Genomic DNA, 19,082 nt, shown 5'->3' with positions numbered 1-19,082 from the left:
CTCCGTCAGACGGGCGGCCAGGTGCGCAGAGCGACATCGGCCATCGCCCGCAGCTCGTCGCCGCAGACTCCGCTCGCGGCCTGCACCGCGATCCCGAAGGCCAGGGTGGTGACGTACCGGGCCAGCACCGCCGGATCGGTCCCCGGCGGCAGGTCACCCTCGTCGGCGGCGCGCCGGAACCGCTCCTGGATCCGGCAGCAGCTGTCGTTCCGCCAGTCGGCGAGCAGGTCGCGGACCTCGCGCCCGGAGTCGCTCGCGGCCAGCGCGCCCTGGACGCCCAGGCACCCCTGCGGGCCGGACGGGCGGGTGGTGGTCCGGATGGTGCCGGCCAGGATCTCGGTGGCCACGCCGCGGGCGGTCGGCTGCTCCAGGGCCCGGACCAGATAGTCACTGGGGCCGGTGGCGTAGCGCTCCATGGCCTTGCGGAACAGCTCCTGCTTGTTGCCGAACGCCGCGTACATGCTGGTGGCGGAGATGCCCATCGCGTCCGTCAGCGCGGCCAGGCTGGCGCCCTCGTAGCCGTGCTCCCAGAACACCAGCATCGCGCGCTCCAGCGCCTGATCGGCGTCGAACCCCCTCGGCCGGCCGCTCGGGCCCTTCTTCCTCGTCTCCACCCCCTCATCCTACGTCTTCCGTAGTGACCGATGCAGAAGTGCTACGGTGAAGTTCCGCATCGATCACTACGGAACTCGATGACCACGGAACTCGACGACTACGGACCCGGGGAACACCATGACCGTCACCCTGATCACCGGCGCCAACAAGGGCATCGGCTACGCGACCGCCCAGCAGCTCGTGGAACTGGGCCACACCGTCTACATCGGCGCCCGTGACGTCGAGCGGGGCGAGAAGGCCGCCGCCGAACTCGGCGCGCGGTTCGTCCGGCTCGACGTGACCGACGACGCGTCGGTGGACAGCGCGCTGGCGGCGATCGGCGCGGCCGAGGGCCGGCTCGACATCCTGGTCAACAACGCGGGCCTCCTGGGGCACGGGGACGTCGACGGTCCCAAGGCCCTGCGGGTCTTCGACACGAACGCGGTGGGGATCGTCCGCGTCACGGAGGCGGCGCTCCCGCTGCTGCGCGCGTCATCGAACGCCACGGTCGTCAACGTCTCCAGCAGCGCCGGGTCGTTCTGGGCGGTGAACAACCCCGACCGGGTGGAGTCCACGCTGCCGCTGGCGCTCTACTCCGCCTCGAAGGCGGCGGCCACCATGCTCACGGTCCAGTACGCCAAGGCCGAGCCGGGCATCAGGTTCAACGCGGTCGAGCCGGGCCCGACCGCCACCGACATGACCGCGGAGTTCGGCATCGGGCGCTCCCCCGAGGAGAGCGCCCGGGTCGTCGTACGGTTCGCGACGCTCGACGCGGACGGTCCGACGGGAACCCTGCAGGACGAGGCCGGAGTGCTGCCCTGGTAGGCGCCCAGGTCCTGCGCCGGGGGCGGCGGTCAGGCCCCGGAGCCCGCGATGGCGGTGACGCGGATCTCCACCCTCATGGCGGCAAGTCCGAGGACGGTGACGCCGGTCTCGGTCCAGATCGGCGCACGGCCGCCGAGACGGAGGCGGAACTGCTCGGCCATGACCCGGTTGTGGTCCTCACCGATGACGTCGTCCCCCGGCGCGACCTTGTGGTACGAGTTCACATGGATGACGTCCTTCCAGGTCGCACCGACCGTGGCGAGCGTGCGCTCCACGTTGTCGAAGGCCCGGACGATCTCGTCCTCCAGCGAGTCGGGGATGACCAGATCGTCGTCGACCCCGGCCTGACCGGAGATCTCGACCCGGTCACCGACGCGGACGGCGCCGCTGTAGCCGAGGGCCTCGTGAAGCTTCTCGCCGTAGCCCGGAACGACGCCGAAGGTGACGGTGCTCATGATGCTTCCTCTCCCCGCACCCGAGGGTGCGTTTCCGCTTCCATGACTTCACGCGTAAAGTAACCGTAGCAAGCGATGACTTCAAGCGCAAAGTCATCGGGGAACGCGCCGAGGGGACGGGAAGACCGATGAGCGACGCGGAGAGGCCCATGAGCGAGACGGACGGGCGCGAAGAGGAGCGCACGAGCGGGCAGACGGACGACGAGCAGCCGCAGTGGCTCGACGAGCAGGAGAAGGCGGCGTGGACGGGGCTGATCTCCCTGGTCCTGCTGCTGCCCGGCAAGCTGGAGTCGCCGCTGCGGCAGGAGCACGGCATCACCCTGTTCGAGTACCTCGTACTCAGCCATCTCTCCGAGGCTCCCGGGCGGAAACTGCGGATGGGCGAGCTCGCCTTCCTCGCCAGCGGGTCCCTCTCCCGGCTCTCCAACGTCATCAAACGGTGTGAGCAGCGCGGCTGGGTCGTCCGGACCCCCGACCCGGCCGACGGGCGTTACACCCTCGCCGAACTCACCGACGCGGGCTTCGACATCGTGCGCGAGGCGGCTCCCACCCACCTGCGTACCGTGCGCGGCCTCGTCCTCGACTCCCTGAACACGGCCGACCAGAAGGCGCTCGTCCGCATCGCGGAGAAGATGCGGATCGTGCCCGACGACTTCGGCTGACCGCCATCACCGCCCCCTGGCCCCGTCCGTGACCCGGTCGAGGTCGTAAAGGTCGGCGACACAGCCGCCCGGCCAGTACCGCTCCCCACCCTCGCTGAACGGCTCCAGCATCTGGCTGATCACCAGGCGCTCGTACGGCAGGACCCGCTCCCCGGCCGCCGCCCCCTCGCGCAGGCGGCGGTCCTGGGCGTCCCACTTCTCCGCCCGGGCCCGCATCGCGGCGTCGAGGTTGGTCAGGGAGATCGCCGGGCCCACGCAGACCAGGACGCAGAGCGCTGCGCACACCGCCTTCGCCGGGGCGGTGCGGCGCAGGTACCGGCGGGCGGCCAGGCCCAGCAGGGCTCCCGCGCCGACGAGCAGGATCACGTACAGCAGGAGGTAGTCGTTCCACAGCCGGTTGGCGCTCGGGTCGCTCACCCGGTCCTGGAACACCGGGTACGCGATGACCGTGCACAGGTAGCCGGAGACCAGCAGCGTGACCAGCCCGGTGGCGGTCAGCAGCGGCCAGTACGCGGGCGGGCGGGGCGTCGTCCCGTCCGCCCGGCGGCACAGCAGCCCCAGCAGGACGCCCACCGCGACCGCGCCCGCGTACTGCCAGGTCGTGACCACGGTGACGGTGATCTCCGCGAACGCGCGCAGCGACGCGGCGAGGGAGTCGGGGGCGAGCAGCGACGTGGTCTCCGCCCCGAAGCGCTCCCTGCGGGCCATGGAGCCGGGTGAGGTGATGAGGACCAGGGCCCCGGCCGCCGTCCCGGCGATGCCCCCGGCGCACCACAGGCGGACGAACCCCCGGTCAGCGGCGGGGACGACCCGGCCGGAGACGAGGAGCGCGGCCAGCAGCACCATCACCACGACGATCGCCGTCTCCTCGGACAGCGTGGCGAGGAAGGCCGCCATCAGCACCGCGACGCCGATCGCGACGACCCGCCCCCGCCGGGTACGGGCGAGCAGGAGCGGAATCAGCGCGGCGCAGGCCAGGACGGGCGGCAGCGTGTGCGAGACGGACGCTGCGGGCCAGTAGAACGTCTTGTACGTGTTCGGCGTGACGAACAGGAACAGCGCGGTGGTCATGGCCGCCAGCAGGAGCGCCGTCCCGCGCGGGGTGCGCAGGGCGGCCCGGCGCAGCGCCAGGACGGCCACCGCCCACAGGACCGCGAGCACCAGGACCCCGCTGACCAGGGGGTACCACTGGTGTCCCGCGACCTGGAACTTCGCGTAGGCACCGACCAGGAGCGCGTTGGCGACCCGCCCGTTGTCGTCGAAGTAGAACTTCCCGACGAGGCCGCCGATGCCGTCGTCCCGTACGCGCGGCAGGAAGCACCAGTCGTCCGCGCTGGGCCGCACCCACCGCCCGAACCAGGAGGCGGCGGCGAGCAGGGCGAGCGGCGGGAGCGCCAGGGCGCTCACCCAGAGCGCCGTCCAGGGGCGGTCCGCCGGGCGCCCGGAACGGTCCCGCCCGGCCCTGGTCCGCCCTGTCCTGTTCCGCCCTGCCTGGTCCGTCACGGTCGTCTCCTGCGCGCCGCCGGTCGGGGCCGCGCTTACGGGAACCTCGTCGGACATCGCGTCCTCTCACCGGTCCTGGGGCGAGCGGGTGGGCAGCGTCGCGGGCGCGGGGCGGCCGGCCGGCGGTTCGGCGGGAACCCTCTCCGCCTTCACCACGGAGCCGGCCGCCTTGGTCTGGCCGGAGGTGATCGCCCACCGCGCCAGCAGGAAGGAGATCGGCGTGACGATGACTCCGGCGGCCAGCGCGGCGAGGTTCTTGTCCATCCCGAGGCCGCTCACCGCTCCGTAGAGCAGCGCCCCGGACGCCACCAGGTTGACCAGGCTGGAGAGGGGATAGCGGACGAACGCGTGCCAGGTCGGCCGCGTCCGGCAGGTGACGTAGGAGTTGAGCAGGAACGAGCACACGATGCTGATCGCGTAGCCGATGACATGGGCGGTCAGGTAGGGGATCCAGCGGTTCAGGGAGGCGTAGACGCCGAGGTAGACGGCGGTGTTCACGCAGCCGATGAGGACGAAACTGCCGAACTGGCGGACGGTACGGGACCGGCTCGGGGAAGCGGGAGGGCCCGGGGCGCCGGGGCTCTGGGCGGCGGGGCCGGCGGCCGGCTCGATGGCGGAGTCGGTGGCGGAGCTCTTGGCCCGGCCTCCGCCATCGGTGAGCGCGGGATCTCCGGTGATCGCCCGGCCCCCGCTCAGCGGCTTGTCCCTGGTCAGCTGCTTGTCCCTGGTCAGCTGCTTGCCGCCGCTCAGGTGCCCGTCCCTGGTCAGCTGCGGGCGCGGCGGGCTGTCCGGCAGCACCGCCCGGCAGGTCGCGTCCGTCTCGCGTACGACGTACGGCGGGCGGTGTTTCGCCTCGTGGTAGATCCGGCCCACGTACTCCCCGATGACCCCGAGCGTCACCAGTTGGATGCCGCTGAGGGCGACGACGGCGGTGAGCAGGGTGGCGTAACCGGGGGTGTCCACGCCGTGCAGGACGACGCGCACGACGGTCCACAGGGCGTAGGCCAGCGCCGAGACGAAGACCCAGAATCCGGCGTAGATCGCGAGGCGCAACGGCCGGTTGTTGAAGGAGAGCAGTCCGTCGATGCCGTAGTTCAGCAGCCGCCTGCTGCCCCACTTCGACCGGCCCGCCACCCGCTCGCTGTTGCGGTAGCGGAAGGTGACCGTGTCGAAACCGATCCAGGAGAAGATCCCCTTGGAGAAGCGGTTGCTCTCCGGGAGGGAGAGCACGCTCTCCACCGCCCGCCGCGACAGCAGCCGGAAGTCGCCCGAACCGTCGATCAGCTCCACGTCCATGCAGCGGCGCACGAGCGCGTAGTAGGTGTGGCTGAGGGTGCTGCGGACCATGCCCTCGCCCGTGCGGTCGCGGCGCGGGATGACCTGGTCGTAGCCGTGCCGGTGCAGCTCCAGCATGTGGGGGATCAGCTCGGGCGGGTGCTGGAGGTCGGCGTCCATGATGACCACGGCCGCCCCGCGCGACATGCGCAGGCCCGCGAGCATGGCGGCCTCCTTGCCGAAGTTGCGGCTGAAGGCGGTGTAGTGGACGCGCGGGTCACGGGCGGCGATGGCGTTGAGCAGGGGACGGGTGCGGTCCCGGCTGCCGTCGTCGACGTAACAGATCTCGAAGCTGTCCCCGAGGGGGTCCAGGACGGCGAGCAGCGCCGCGTGGAAGGACTCGATGACCTCGGCCTCGTCGAAACACGGCACGACGACGGACAGCTGAAGGCCAGTCACTCGCCACCTCCGGACTTCGGGCCTCTCGTGGGGCCGGGTCCCTGACCGGCGGCTGCGCCGTCGGGCTCCGGCGCCGGGGCCCGGGTCGCGCCGCGTCCGCCCCATCTGACGACGGGCGGCGGCCTCCGTCTGTCCGTACACGCGCGGGCGGACGGCTTTCCGCCGCCCTTTCATGCGAACAGCGGAGGCGGACCGGCACAACCGCTCAGGCGGGCGGCGGATGCGGTTCGGTGGATCGCCGGGTCGCGGGGGCGAAATGGCGGACATAGCCTCGCAAACGTGACGTCTCCTCGACCGCCACGGAAGACCGGCCCGCTCGCCGCCGTGGCCTCGGCACCACGCGCCGCACTGGCCGCCGCGCCGCTCGCCGCCCTGGTCTCGGCGCTGCTCGCCGTGGGCTGGCTGGTGCTGCCCGCCGCCGCGCCCGCGCGCGCCGACGACCCGGTCGAGCTGTCCCGGGACGGGCAGATCACCGACCGGGTCGGGGCCCTGGGCGACCGGACGGGGCAGGTGGAGGATGCCCTCGACCGGTTGTACGACGAGCAGCGCATCCAGCTCTTCGTGGTGTACGTACGCGACTTCTCCGGCCGGTCCGGGCAGACCTGGAGCGACGAGACCGCAGAGCGCAACGGTCTGGGCCAGGACGACGTGCTGCTCTCCGTCGCCACCCACGACCGGCAGTACGCCTACTCCGTCGACGCGGACTCCCGGCTCACCGACGACCAGCTGCGGGACGTGGCGGGGACCGCGATCGAGCCCGCGCTGCGGGAGAACGACTGGGCGGGGGCGGCGATCGGCGCGGCCGGCGGCTACGCCTCCGTGCTGGCCGGACGACCGGTGACCGCCCCCGCGATCACCCCGGGCCCCGCCGACCCCGGAACGGGCGGCTCCGACTCGACCGGCGCCCGCGACTTCATCCTTCCGGTGGCCGTCGTCGCGGGCGTGGGCGCGGTCGGCGTCTACGCGTACGCCCGGCGCAGACGGCGTACGACGACGCGCACCACCCCGGCGGCCACCGGGTGGGGCCGGGGCGCGGGGGCGGGCGGTGCGCCGGAGCCGCCGACGCCGCTGCCGGAGCTGGACGCTCAGGCGAAGCAGGTGCTGGTGGACACCGACGACGCGGTGCGTACGAGCGAGGAGGAACTCGGTTTCGCCACCGCCCAGTTCGGCGAGGAGGCGGCGAAGCCGTTCACGGAGGCGGTAGCGCGGGCGAAGGACGAGCTGACCCAGTCGTTCCGGCTGCGCCAGCAGCTCGACGACGCCTTCCCCGAGGACGACGCGACCCGCCGCCGGATGCTGGAGGAGATCCTGCGGAGGTGCGCGGCCGCGAACGACGGGCTCGACACCGTCTCCGAGGACTTCGACCGGCTGCGCGCCCTGGAACGTACCGCTCCGCAGGCCCTGGCCACCGTGGACGCCACCCACCGCGACCTCGCCGGCCGGGTGGAGGCGGCCGAGTCGGGCGTCGCCGGGCTGCGCGAGCGGTACGGGGAGGGCGCCGCCGCCCCCGTGGCGGCCGACGTCGAGCAGGCGAAGGACCGGCTCGTCTTCGCGGGCTCCGCCGTGGAGGAGGCCCGTGCGGCGGTCGACGGCGGTGAGAACTCCCGGGCCGCCGTGTACATCCGGGCGGCCGAGGGTGCGGTGGGCCAGGCCGGCACGCTGCTGGACTCGGTGGACCGGCGGGCGGCGGAGCTGGGCGAGGCGGCCCGGAAGCTGCCGGCCGCGCTGACCGAGACGGAGACCGACCTCGCGGACGCGGGCGGGCTGCTGGAAGGGACCGCCGAGGGGGCCTCGACCGCCGATCTGCGCGGCCGGATCGCCCGCGCCGAGGCCGTACTCGCCGATGTGCGGGGCGCGATGGCGGCGGGACCGTACGACCCGATCGACGCGCTGCGCCGGGTGGAGGAGGCGGACGCGGCCCTGGACGAGGCGCTGGCGGGGGCCCGGGACCAGGAGCGCGGCGAGGCGAAGGCCCGGTCCCTCCTCGATCAGGCGATGCTCACCGCCCGGTCCGCGATCGGGGCGGCGGCCGACTTCATCACGACCAACCGGGGTGCGGTCGGCAGCCAGGCCCGTACCCGGCTGGCCGAGGCGCAGCGGCGGTGGGAGCGGGCCCGGGAGCTGTCGGCCACGGACGCGCAGGGGGCGCTGGCGGAGGCGCGGCAGGCGGACGCGCTGGCCGGGCAGGCGATGGCCCTGGCCGTGCAGGACGTCCGCGGCTTCGGCTCGGTGCAGGGCCCCGGCGGCATGGGCGGGACACGGGGCGGCGGTGGCGGCATGGGCGGGGCGGTGCTCGGCGGCATCATCCTCGGCGGGCTGTTCGGGGGTGGCGGCGGCCGGGGCGGCGGCGGCTTCGGCGGAGGGTTCGGCGGCGGCCGGGGCGGGGGCTTCGGCGGCGGGCCGGGCAGTTTCGGCGGCGGCGGAACACGGGGGCGGCGGGGCGGGGGCGGCCGCTTCTGAAACGACCGGCAGAGCAGGACCACAGCGTGAACCGTCTCGACTTCCAAGGAGCCGTCCCATGACCAAGCAGACCGTCCTCGGCCGTGTCACCCAGCTCGCGAAGGCCAACATCAACGCCCTCCTCGACCAGGCCGAGGACCCGCAGAAGATGCTGGACCAGCTGATCCGGGACTACACGAACAACATCGCGGAGGCCGAGCAGGCGGTCGCGGCCACCATCGGCAACCTCCGGCTGATGGAGCAGGACCACAAGGAGGACGTGGAGGCGGCGGCCGAGTGGGGCGGCAAGGCGCTGGCGGCCAGCCGGAAGGCCGACGAGCTGCGCGGGGCCGGGTCGGCGGCGGAGGCCGACACGTTCGACAACCTGGCGAAGGTGGCGCTGGGCCGTCAGCTCCAGTCCGAGCAGGAGGCGAAGACGGCGGAGCCCACCATCGCCTCGCAGACGGAGGTCGTGGACAAGCTGAAGACGGGGCTCGACCAGATGAAGGCCAAGCTCTCCGAACTCAAGGCCAAGCGCGACGAGCTGGTGGCGCGTTCGAAGTCAGCCCAGGCGCAGAACCAGATGATGGACGCCGTGAAGAACATCGACGTCCTCGACCCGACGAGCGAGCTGAGCCGCTTCGAGGACAAGGTGCGGCGCGAGGAGGCGAAGGCCCTGGGCAAGCAGGAGCTGGCCGCCTCCTCGCTGGACGCCCAGTTCGAGCAGCTGGACAGCCTGGGCGACAGCGCGGAGATCGAGGCCCGGCTGGCGGCCCTGAAGACGGGCGCGTAGCCGGACCGAGCGGGCCTCAGTACATGCTCAGCAGCTGCTCCACGGAGAGTTCGGCGGCCGGTTCCCCGTCCGGCAGGGCCAGTTCGAACCAGACGGTCTTGCCGCGCGGGGTCCGGCGCGACCCCCAGGCGGCGCTGAGCAGGCCGACCAGCTGGAGTCCGCGGCCGCCCTCGTCGGTGTCGCGGGCGCGGCGGCGGCGCGGCTGGACGAGACCGGCGTCCCAGACCTCGCAGACCAGGGTGCGGTCGCGCAGCAGCCGGAGCCGGATCTCGCCCTCGCCGTAGCGCAGGGCGTTGGTGACCAGCTCGCTGACGAGGAGTTCGGTGGTGTCGACCAGGTCGTCGAGGTCCCAGGCGAGCAGTTGGCCGCGGGCCAGCTCGCGGGCCCGGCCGACCGAGCGGGGTTCGCGCGGCAGCGTCCAGTCGCCGACCGCCTCCGCGGGCAGTCCCTGGATACGGGCCATCAGCAGGGCGATGTCGTCCTCGCCGTGCTGGGTGTCGAGGGTGGAGAGGACGAAGTCGCAGGCGTCCTCCAGCTCCATCTGCGGACCGGTGAGGACGGCCCGCAACGCCGCGAGACCCTCGTCCAGCGGCTGGTCCCGGGACTCGACCAGGCCGTCGGTGTAGAGGGTGAGGAGAGCGTTCTCGGCGAGCTCGACCTCGACCTCCTCGAACGGCTCGCCGCCGACGCCCAGCGGCATCCCCGGGGGTACGTCGATGAGGCGGGCGGGCCGGCCGGGCTCGACGACGGCCGGGGGCATGTGCCCGGCGTTGGCGAACGTACATCGCCGGGTGACCGGGTCGTAGACCGCGTACACGCAGGTCGCGAGATACACCTCGGAGAGGTCCGCCTCGCGGGACTTCTGCGCGGCGCGGGAGGGCCACTGCGCTCCCCCGCGGCCGCCGAGCCCCTCGCTGCGCTCGCCGCCGCCCGGGGAGCCGAGGCCGCGGGCGACCTCGTCGAGGGCGGAGAGCACCTCGGCGGGTTCCAGGTCGAGGAGGGCCAGGGTCCGCACGGCGGTGCGCAGTTCGCCCATGGCGACGGCGGCGCGCAGGCCGCGCCCCATGACGTCGCCGACGACGAGGGCGGTGCGGTGGCCGGGCAGCTCGATCACGTCGAACCAGTCGCCGCCGACCTCGGTGGCGGTGTTGCCGGGCAGATAGCGGCAGGCGATGTCGAGTCCGGCGGCCTCGGGGTCGCCGGGCGGCAGCAGGCTGCGCTGGAGGATCAGGGCGCGTTCGTGCTCGCGGCGGTAGAGGCGGGCGTTGTCGATGCAGACGGCGGCGCGGGCGGCCAGCTCGGTGGCGAGCCCCCGGTCGCGTTCGCCGAACGGCTCGCTGCCCTTCGTCCGGGAGAACTGGACGAGGCCGACGACGGTGTCGTGGGCGACCATCGGCACGGCGAGCGTCGACTGCACGAAGCCCATCTCGTCGCCGGGGACGTCCTCGACCCGGCCGGAGCGCAGCGCGACGGCGCAGGGCGAACCGAACGGGAAGCGGTGGACGGAGCCGAGCGCGGGCGGCAGATCGTCGGGGCCGGGAGGTCCGCTGCCCGCCACGGCGGTGGGAAGGGCGTCGGCGACCGCGCTGGCGTGGGCCACCCGGCGCAGCTCCGCCGAGCCTCCGGCGGACTCGCGGTGGGCGGGCGCCCAACTGCCGGGCGCGGCCTCCTCGCCGGTGAGGAGGCCCTGGTAGAGGTCGACGGCGGCGAGGTCGCAGAAGCCGGGCACGGCCACGTCGAGGAGCTCGCGGGCGGTGGTCTCCAGGTCCAGGGAATTGCCGATGCGGGCGCTGGCCTCGTTGAGCAGGGCGAGATTGCGGCGGGCGCTGGCGGCCTCGCGGGCGGCGATGTGCCGGCGGGTGACGTCGGTGGCGAGGCCGGCGATCCCGACGGGGCGGCCGGCCCCGCTGTGCACCCGGTAGAGGTTCATGGACCAGTGGCGGCGCTCGGTGGTGCCGGGAGCGGTGCCGACGAGCTGGAGGTCGGTGACCGACTCCCCGGTCTCCAGGACCCGTTTCAGGGTGGCGGACAGCCGGTCGGCCTCGGCCTGCGGCAGATAGTCCTCCACCGTGCGGCCCCGGTGGTCGTCGGCGGCGCCGCCGAAGACCGTGGCGAAGCGCTGGTTGGCCCGGACGACCGCGAAGTCGGTGCCGAACAGCACGAAGCCGAAGGGAGATTGGCCGAATATGGCTTGTGACGCGGCGAGATCGGTCTCGATGCGCCGCAGGGCCCGGACGTCGACGACGATGCAGAGCGCGGCCCGCTCGCCCTGGCCCGTCAGACTCGGCATCACATAGACCTCGGCGACGCCGTGCGCCCCGCCCTCGCCCGGCATCCGGAACGGGACGAGGCCGGTCCACTCCTTGCCGTCGAGGATCTCGCCGACCCGCCGATGGCCGTCCGAACGCAGCTCGGCGGGCATGAAGGCCTCCACCGGGTCGCGGCCGACCGCCTCGGTCGAGGTCATGCCGAACAGACCCGCGGCCCGGCTGCTCCACTGCTCGATCAGACCGTCGGGGCCGATCGAGAAGGAGGCCACCCTGATGTAGTCATAGATCGAGCCGGGCGGGCTGTTCTGCCACACGACGTCGCCGGCCGTCCCGACGGCGTCGCCCGTTGTCCCAGGTATTTCGCTCACGCGACCGTCCCCTCCAGCTCACGCACCGGACCGGTCCTGCCCGCAGTATTCAGCACTACGGCCCCGACCGACACGGCGTTCACGATCACAGCAAGGTCTCAGTCCCTTTCAGCCAGGTTCTGCCCGACCTCTGGTGATCGCTGTGCTTCCCTCCACTCTCCTAACCAGGGAGAGCCAGCTCGAACCACACGGTCTTGCCGCTCTTTCCGCGACGGGTCCCCCAGCGGCGTGCGGAACAGGCCACGAGCTGGAGTCCGCGGCCGCCTTCGTCGTCGGGTCCCGCACTGCGTTCGGTGGGTGGATCCGGAAGCGGATCGGAGACTTCCACCAGCAGTCCCGGGGTGGCGGGCGGGTGGTCGGCGGGCAGGTGATCGGCGGGGGAAGGGTCCCCGTCGGGGTACGTACGGGCCAGGCGTACGCCGATGGGGCCGGAGGCGTACCGGAGGGAGTTGGTCACCAGCTCGCTGACGAGGAGGACCGCCAGGTCGCCCACCACCGCGTCGAGCCCCCAGGAACCCAGCGCGCCCCGGACGGCGTGCCGGGCGCTGCGCACGGAACCGGGCTCGGCCGCGAAAGTCCACTCGGCGCAGTCGCCTTCGGTATCGATCACGCCGATCACTTCCCAGGGACGACCGCGGGCGCACCCCCGAGCCAAATGGGGACTAAACAGCCCATACCCACCATTGATTGCGCACTACCGCGCAACCGGGTGTTTGGTGCAGACGGCGTACGCCCCACCCCCGTCACCGGCCGACCGGTGGGTCAGCTCAACGCGCCGGTCGCCTTCAGGTCGTCGAAGAGCAGCTGGTCCACGGGCGGTACGAGGGCCCGGTCGGCGAAGGAGAACCACGCCATCTCCTCGATCTCGCTGCTCGCGGCGAGCGTGCCGCGGTAGTCGCCGTAGTAGCAGCTCATCCGGACGACGGCGGCGCCCGGCCGATCGTCGACGGGGGCCTCGTACGTCCCGGCGTGGACGACGGTCTCCCGGATCAGGCCGACCGTCAGCTCCTCCTCGACCTCCCGCAGGAGGGTCTGCAGATCGGTCTCCGCGCCCTCGCGCTTGCCGCCCGGGATGTAGAAGACGTCCTTGCCCCGGGGCCGCGCGCAGAGGATCCTGCCGCCCTCGATCCGCACCCACGCCACCGTGTCGATCAGCACCGACGTCACCTGGTCACCACTCCGTCATCACTCCGCCCCGCTCGCGGCGCCGTTCCGCCGGAGGCTTCCGCGCTCCGGTCGGGCCGGACCTTACCGCCCGGGGCACCGACGCACGGAATGCGGGCGATGCGGGAGCGCACGCGTGCACCGAGGGGCCCGGGAAGCCCGTGGGGCCGTGAGGGCTGCCCGATGGCCACCCTCACGGCCCCACGGGGCGGACGTCCGTCAGGGACCGGTTCCCTGGCCCACGCGCTCCACCCGGTAGACCTGATGGTGATGGCGGTGGTCGAGGCCGTCGGCGACCTTCTGGGCCTCGGCCTGCGTGGCGTACCGGCCCACGCGGTAGCGGTTGCCGCCGTCGTCCTGCCGTATCACCTGCCACGGGAGCACGGCGCCGCTCTCGCTCATCGTGTCGCTCCCCCGCATATCGCCCCTCTCCCCACCGGCGTGCACGTCTCTAAGGATCCCCAGGAAACCGCAGTACGCATATGCCCGAGCGTACGCCTGACCTTCACTCAGTGCAGGCGGCTTTACACAAAGAGATACACATCCGGCCATCACGAAAGGGGGCGCATCCACAGAATGCGCCCCCTTGTGCTCGCCCGACGAGGCGTCACCTCACGTCATCGCACCGGCAGGTGATACGCGATCCGGTACCGGTCCGCCGGGACGACCACGTCGGCCGTCTCCACAGCCCGGCCGGACGCGTAGTACGTACGCCCGATGACGATGACCACATGACCGGGCACACCGCCGAGCGCCAGGAGCTCCTCCGCCAGCCCCGGGCGCGCACCGACCTCCTCGGCCACGTTGTCCACGACGACGTCGATCGCGGCCATCCGGTCGACCACCCCACAGCCGCCCAACGGACCCTCCTCCGGCAGCATCACGGGCGTGCGGCCCGTGACGGCGAGCGGCTCCCAGGAGGTGGAGAGCATGATCGGCTCACCCGCCTCCCGGAAGACGTAGTGCGTGCGCATCACGCGGTCGCCCGGCTCGATGCCCAGCCGCTCGGCGATCTCGGGACTCGCCCCCTCCTGCTCGCTGCTGGACTCCCAGGTCCCGCGCGCCCCCTCGGCCGTCTGCTCCTGCCGGAACGGACTGGCCCCCTTGTCCGGCCGGTAGCCGGAGCGGGCGATCATGCGGGGCACGGGGCGCTCGCGCACATAGGTGCCGGAACCGGAGCGCCCCTCGACCAGCCCCTCCGCCATCAGGACCTTCCGCGCCTCCAGGGCGACGGTGTCGGAGACCCCGTACTCCTCGCGGATGCGGGCCTGCGACGGCAGGCGGGTATGGGGCGGCAGCGCGCCGTTGACGATCTTCTCCCTGAGATCGCTCGCCACGCGCAGATAGGCGGGCTGCTCACCGAAAGTCACAGGCCACTCCCAACAGGTTGACAGTCTGCGACAGCCTGACAACCGTGGGTTGTATACCGCAAGCATGGGCCAGAGTTTCACCCAATGTGATGATCTTGTGGCGGTCCACGCATACCCCCGACCCCGGAATCATTGCCCCTCGCCACCCCCGTCCACGCGTCCGCGACGTCCGGCAACTCCGGGGCTCTTGACCATTTTTGGTCCAGACCAATACCTTCCTGTGCACAGCACGGCTCCCCCGCCCCTTCCGCACAGGAACGAGCCCCATGCGTCGAAGAAACCTGTCCCGAATGACCATCGCCGGCGTCGCCCTGGCCCTGCTCGCAGGCGCCGCACCCGCGGCCACAGCCGGTACCGGCCACGACCGGAACGGCGGCGACCGCGGCAAGGGCCACCAGCGTCCCGCGTACAAGAACATCGGCTATTTCACCCAATGGGGCGTCTACGGACGCGACTTCCAGGTCAAGGACCTGGACACCAGCGGGGCCGCGGCCAGGCTGACCCACATCAACTACGCCTTCGGCAACGTCAGCGCCGAGGGCACGTGCTTCACCGGCAACATCCCCGGCCAGGCCGACGCCTGGGCGGACTACGCCCGTCCGCTCGACGCGGCGGGATCGGTGGACGGCGTCGCCGACACCGACACCCAGCCGCTCGCGGGCAACTTCAACCAGCTGCGCGAACTGAAGGCCAAGCACCCCGGCCTCAAGGTCATGATCTCGCTGGGCGGCTGGAGCTGGTCCACCCACTTCTCCGACGCGGTCCGCACCGCGGCCTCCCGCAAGGCGCTCGTCTCCTCCTGCATCGACCTGTACATCAAGGGCAACCTCCCGCAGGACGGCGCACGCGGCGGCGACGGCGCGGCGGCCGGACTCTTCGACGGCATCGACGTCGACTGGGAGTGGCCCGGCTCGCCGGCCAACGAGGGCACCGTCTTCCGCCCGGAGGACAAGAAGAACTTCACCGCCCTGATCAGCGAGTTCCGCACACAGCTCGACGCCCACGCCAAGAGCGAGGCGAAGGCCAAGGAGAAGGCGGGCAAGGGCAAGGGGCACGGCCACGGGCACCACAAGCCGAAGCCCAAGCACTACGACCTGTCGGCGTACGTCCCGGCCAACCCGAAGGCCATCGACGCGGGCTTCGACGTGAAGCGCCTCATGAAGGACTTCGACTTCGTCAACATCCAGGGTTACGACTACCACGTCTCGGGCGAGAAGAAGACGGCCCAGCAGTCGGCCCTGTACGCGCGGAACGACTTCAGCGTCGACCAGACCGTGCGGGACTGGGTGCGCCGCGGTGCGCCCAAGCACAAGATCGTGGTGGGCATGCCGACGTACGGCCAGGGCTGGACCGGCGTGACCGGCGGCGGTACGGGTTTGGGGCAGCCGGCGACGGCCCCGGCGCCGGCCACCTGGGCGGCGGGCTACGAGGACTACAAGGTCCTCAAGAAGCTGGCCGCTTCGGGGACGTACAAGGTCCACCGTGATGTGAAGAACGGCCACGCGTGGCTGTTCGACGGCACGACGCTGTGGACGTACGACGACCCGCAGGTGCTGCGCACCAAGGCCGCGTACGTCCGGGACAAGGGGCTCGGCGGGGCGATGTTCTGGTCGCTGGACGGCGACACGGAGAACGCCGAGCTGGTCACCACGGTCGACCGCGCGCTCAACCGCCGCTGACGGCAGAGGATCTGGTCGCTGGACGGCCGAAGGGGCCGGGACGGTCGCACGACGCGACCGTCCCGGCCTTCTCACGCTGTCTCACGCTGTGCGGTGGTTCACCGCCGGGCCGGGATCAGAACTGGAGCGCCCAGCTGTTGATCCGGCCGGTGTCGGCGCGGGCGTTGTCGCTGACCCGGAGCTTCCAGGTGCCGTTGGCGACCTCGGAGGAGGCGTTGACCGTGTAGGTGGTGACCACGTTGTCGCTGCTGCCGCCCGAGCCGTACGCCTTCAGGTTGTAGACCGAACCGTCGGGCGCGACGAGGTCGATCCGCAGGTCACCGATGTAGGTGTGGGAGATGTTGACCGGGACCTGGAGCGCGGCCGGGGCGTTGCCGGTGATGCCGGTGACGGTGACCGGGGACTCGACCGTGGCGTTGTCGTTGATCGCGTAGCCGGTGGTGTTCTCGAACTTCTTGCCCGGCTCCGGCGGGTTGGTGCCGCCCGGGCCCACGTGCAGCAGGCGGTTCGGCGAGCCGGTGCCGGGGTTGGTGACGACGCCGGTGGTGGCGGCCGCGACGAGTCCGGCGGAGACCTGGGCGGGGGTCGAGCCCGGGTTGTCGGCGAGGTAGATCGCCGCGGCGCCGGCGACGTGCGGGCTGGCCATCGACGTACCGGAGATGGTGTTCGTGGCGGTGTCGCTGGTGCTCCACGTCGAGGTGATCGAGGAGCCGGGCGCGAAGATGTCCACGACCGCGCCGAAGTTGGAGAAGCTGGAGCGGGCGTCGGTGTTGGTCGTCGAACCGACGGTGATCGCCTCGGCGACGCGCGCCGGGGACTTGGTGCTGGCGTTGGTCGACTCGTTGCCCGCGGCGACGGCGTAGGTGATGCCGGCGGCGATGGACCGCTGGACGGCCGCGTCGAGGACCGCGTCGGCGCCACCGCCGAGGCTCATGTTGGCGACGGCGGGCTTGACGGCGTTGGCGGTCACCCAGTCGATACCGGCGACGACCTGCGCGGTCGTACCGGAGCCCTGGTTGTTGAGCACCCGGACGCCGACGATCTTCGCCTTCTTGGCGACACCGTGGGCGGTGCCCGCGACGGTGCCCGCCACATGGGTGCCGTGGCCGTGGCCGTCCTGGGCGACGTTGTCGTTGTCGATGGCGTCGTAGCCGTTGAAGGCGCGGCCGCCGAAGTCGCTGTGGCTGATCCGTACCCCGGTGTCGATGACGTAGGCGGTGACGCCCTCGCCGGCCTTGTCGGGGTAGGTGTAGCGCTGGTCCAGCGGGAGGCTCCGCTGGTCGATCCGGTCGAGGCCCCAGGAGGGCGGGTTGGTCTGGGTGGCGGAGACCGTGAAGGTGCGGTTCTGCGAGACGGACGCGACGGCCGGATCGGCGGCGAACTTCTTCGCCTCCGCGGCCGTGGCCTCGACCGCGTAGCCGTTGAGGGCCGAGCGGTAGGTGCGTTCGATGCTCGCGCCGTACTTCTTCGCGAGGGCCTTGCCCTGGGCGGAGTCCGACTTCGCGGCCGAGTCCTTCAGCGTGACGATGTAGCTGTCGCTGATGGTGCCCGGAGCGTCCGCGTTCAGGATCACGCCTTCGGGTGCGCGCTCGGCCGCGGTCGCCGGAAGGGCGGCGGTGGCGAGGGCGACGGCGGCTGCGGTGGCTATGACGGTCGCCGCGGCGAGTCTTCGACGGGCCTGGGGGGTCTGACGCGTCACTGACATGTGAGGGGTCCTCCTCATAGGCGGTGCTCTGGTGGGGGGTGGTGCCGGAGCCGCACGACCGACTCCCGACAGGGGCATGACAAATCAGCCATCGGAACGCCCCACGTTCTGCGTCGTCCGGTGAGCGGCATGCCCTGCTGCCAGCGAAAGATTGACCGATCCATGGCGAACTCACAAGGGTGCCTTGGGGTGTTCCATACGCCCGCCATTCACCTGCCATATGCCTGACATGCTGACGGACATGACGATCTATTACTGTCCAGTGGATGGGACGCGATCCGCGATCACCGCTCTGACCTGGTGCTGTCCGGTCTGCCGGGGCCCCTGGGATCTTGCATTCACCCCCGCGCGGGGTCTCGGGCCGAATGCGCTTACCGCCCGGATCGATTCATTGTGGCGTTACAAGGATTTCCTTCCGCTCGACTCCTCGGCGATCTCCCTGGGCGAGGGCCGCACCCCTCTCGTACCGCTCACGGACACCGTTTCGGCGAAGCTCGACTATCTGATGCCGACGCTCTCCTTCAAGGACCGGGGCGCGGTGATGCTCGCGGAGCTGGCCCGGCGGCTGGGCCCGGACCGGGTGGTGGCGGACAGCACGGGCAACGCGGGCACGTCGGTGGCGGCGTACTGCGCGCGGGCCGGACTGCCGTGCACGGTGTACGTCCCCGAGGGCACGTCGGCGAAGAAGACCGAGCAGATCCGGGCCCACGGTGCGCGCCTGGTGGCCGTCCCGGGCGGCCGGGAGGCGACCGCGCTGGCGGCCCGCGCGGCGGCGGACGAACCGGGGGTCTTCTACGCCTCGCACGTCTTCAACCCGTACTTCCTGCACGGGACGAAGACGTACGTGTACGAGCTCTGGGAGGACCTCGGCGGCCGGCTGCCGGACGCGCTGGCGGTCCCGGTCGGCAACGGCACCCTGCTGCTGGGCGCGGCGCTGGCGGTCGCCGAACTGCGCGCGCTGGGCCTGATCGAGACGCGTCCCCGCCTGCTCGCGGTGCAGGCGGAGGCGGTCTCTCCGCTGGCCGCCGCCTTCCATGCGGGCGCGGACGACCTGCTCCCGGGCGACGCGGCCACTCCGGCCGCCCCCACGCTCGCGGAGGGCATCGCGATCCCCCGCCCGCCACGCGCGCGCCAGATCCTGGCGGCGGTACGCGCCTCGGGCGGCACGTTCCTGACGGTCCCCGAGGACGGCATCCGCGAGGCCCAACGGGACCTGGCGGCGCGCGGCTTCTACGTCGAGACGACGGGCGTGGCCTGCTGGGCGGCGGTCCGGGAGGGGGGCGAGGCGGTACGGGGCAGCGTGGTCGTGCCGTTGTGCGGGGCGGGACTGAAGACGGGGATGGCGGGGTAGGGGGGCCTCCCGCGATGGCCGGTGCGGTCCCGGCCCGGCGGCGGCCCGGCGGCCCGAGGTGGCCGCGGTCCGGCGGCCGACGGGCATCCGCCGATGGCGGCCAAGGCCCTCCCCCGGTGGCGGGTGCGGGTCCCGGCATGTCGAGGTCCGGCGGCGAACGGCGACCCGGG

Annotated in this window: 16 protein-coding genes; 6 read left to right on the top strand and 10 right to left on the bottom strand. The window is 72.2% G+C overall.

Features of this window, described 5'->3' with window-relative positions; genetic code table 11:
• Window positions 1-5: 5 nt before the first annotated feature.
• The gene (locus WQO_RS23210) at window positions 6-614 is read right to left on the bottom strand and encodes a TetR/AcrR family transcriptional regulator (protein ID WP_010063309.1); all 609 of its coding nucleotides are present in this window, start codon (window positions 612-614) and stop codon (window positions 6-8) included.
• Window positions 615-732: 118 nt separating this feature from the next.
• Here WQO_RS23210 and WQO_RS23205 point away from each other — a divergent pair, with 118 nt between their 5' ends.
• Complete coding sequence (locus WQO_RS23205) at window positions 733-1,419, top strand: SDR family NAD(P)-dependent oxidoreductase (RefSeq protein WP_010063310.1); 687 nt, start codon at window positions 733-735, stop codon at window positions 1,417-1,419.
• 29 nt (window positions 1,420-1,448) lie between these two features.
• Here the strand turns inward: WQO_RS23205 and WQO_RS23200 are convergent, their stop codons facing one another.
• Entirely contained in the window at window positions 1,449-1,874 is a 426-nt protein-coding gene (locus WQO_RS23200; RefSeq protein WP_010063311.1) for a Rid family hydrolase, read from the bottom strand.
• A gap of 149 nt (window positions 1,875-2,023) precedes the next feature.
• Here WQO_RS23200 and WQO_RS23195 point away from each other — a divergent pair, with 149 nt between their 5' ends.
• Window positions 2,024-2,536: a MarR family winged helix-turn-helix transcriptional regulator gene (locus WQO_RS23195; RefSeq protein ID WP_010063312.1), complete on the top strand. Its 513-nt coding sequence runs from the start codon at window positions 2,024-2,026 to the stop codon at window positions 2,534-2,536.
• 6 nt (window positions 2,537-2,542) lie between these two features.
• On the opposite strand, the gene WQO_RS23190 is transcribed toward WQO_RS23195, so the two are convergent.
• Complete coding sequence (locus tag WQO_RS23190) at window positions 2,543-4,096, bottom strand: DUF6056 family protein (RefSeq protein WP_010063313.1); 1,554 nt, start codon at window positions 4,094-4,096, stop codon at window positions 2,543-2,545.
• Between the two features lie 9 nt (window positions 4,097-4,105).
• Window positions 4,106-5,773, bottom strand: coding sequence for a glycosyltransferase (locus WQO_RS23185; protein ID WP_010063314.1), 1,668 nt, complete (start codon window positions 5,771-5,773; stop codon window positions 4,106-4,108).
• Between the two features lie 348 nt (window positions 5,774-6,121).
• On the opposite strand from WQO_RS23185, the gene WQO_RS23180 reads away from it, so the two are divergent.
• Window positions 6,122-8,233: a TPM domain-containing protein gene (locus WQO_RS23180; RefSeq protein ID WP_029182587.1), complete on the top strand. Its 2,112-nt coding sequence runs from the start codon at window positions 6,122-6,124 to the stop codon at window positions 8,231-8,233.
• 58 nt (window positions 8,234-8,291) lie between these two features.
• The gene (locus WQO_RS23175; protein ID WP_010063317.1) at window positions 8,292-9,005 is read left to right on the top strand and encodes a PspA/IM30 family protein; all 714 of its coding nucleotides are present in this window, start codon (window positions 8,292-8,294) and stop codon (window positions 9,003-9,005) included.
• 16 nt (window positions 9,006-9,021) lie between these two features.
• Here WQO_RS23175 and WQO_RS23170 read toward each other — a convergent pair whose 3' ends face one another.
• The 5 genes from WQO_RS23170 to WQO_RS23150 all read right to left on the bottom strand — a co-directional run bounded on the left by WQO_RS23170 (window position 9,022) and on the right by WQO_RS23150 (window position 14,177).
• A complete protein-coding gene (locus WQO_RS23170; protein WP_010063318.1) occupies window positions 9,022-11,589 on the bottom strand; it encodes a SpoIIE family protein phosphatase in 2,568 nt (855 codons plus the stop codon).
• Window positions 11,590-11,803: 214 nt separating this feature from the next.
• Window positions 11,804-12,262, bottom strand: a complete 459-nt coding sequence (locus tag WQO_RS23165) for an ATP-binding protein (RefSeq protein WP_029182588.1) — start codon at window positions 12,260-12,262, stop codon at window positions 11,804-11,806.
• A 143-nt stretch (window positions 12,263-12,405) separates the two neighbouring features.
• A complete protein-coding gene (locus tag WQO_RS23160) occupies window positions 12,406-12,810 on the bottom strand; it encodes an NUDIX hydrolase (RefSeq protein WP_010063320.1) in 405 nt (134 codons plus the stop codon).
• Window positions 12,811-13,026: 216 nt separating this feature from the next.
• Entirely contained in the window at window positions 13,027-13,227 is a 201-nt protein-coding gene (locus WQO_RS23155; protein WP_010063321.1) for a hypothetical protein, read from the bottom strand.
• A 197-nt stretch (window positions 13,228-13,424) separates the two neighbouring features.
• Window positions 13,425-14,177 (bottom strand): GntR family transcriptional regulator, encoded by a 753-nt coding sequence (locus WQO_RS23150; protein WP_010063322.1) that lies wholly within the window; start codon window positions 14,175-14,177, stop codon window positions 13,425-13,427.
• Window positions 14,178-14,443: 266 nt separating this feature from the next.
• Here WQO_RS23150 and WQO_RS23145 point away from each other — a divergent pair, with 266 nt between their 5' ends.
• Window positions 14,444-15,856: a glycoside hydrolase family 18 protein gene (locus tag WQO_RS23145; RefSeq protein ID WP_029182589.1), complete on the top strand. Its 1,413-nt coding sequence runs from the start codon at window positions 14,444-14,446 to the stop codon at window positions 15,854-15,856.
• 115 nt (window positions 15,857-15,971) lie between these two features.
• On the opposite strand, the gene WQO_RS23140 is transcribed toward WQO_RS23145, so the two are convergent.
• On the bottom strand, window positions 15,972-17,561 hold the full coding sequence (locus WQO_RS23140) for a S8 family peptidase (RefSeq protein WP_029182590.1): 1,590 nt from the start codon (window positions 17,559-17,561) through the stop codon (window positions 15,972-15,974).
• Window positions 17,562-17,790: 229 nt separating this feature from the next.
• Here WQO_RS23140 and WQO_RS23135 point away from each other — a divergent pair, with 229 nt between their 5' ends.
• Window positions 17,791-18,912 (top strand): threonine synthase, encoded by a 1,122-nt coding sequence (locus WQO_RS23135; RefSeq protein WP_029182591.1) that lies wholly within the window; start codon window positions 17,791-17,793, stop codon window positions 18,910-18,912.
• Window positions 18,913-19,082: the final 170 nt, after the last annotated feature.

It is taken from the genome of Streptomyces globisporus C-1027 (genome assembly GCF_000261345.2).
Taxonomy (GTDB): domain Bacteria; phylum Actinomycetota; class Actinomycetes; order Streptomycetales; family Streptomycetaceae; genus Streptomyces; species Streptomyces pakalii.
The sequence above is the reverse complement of the archived record's forward strand: the minus strand, read 5'-3'. Positions and strand labels throughout refer to the sequence as shown.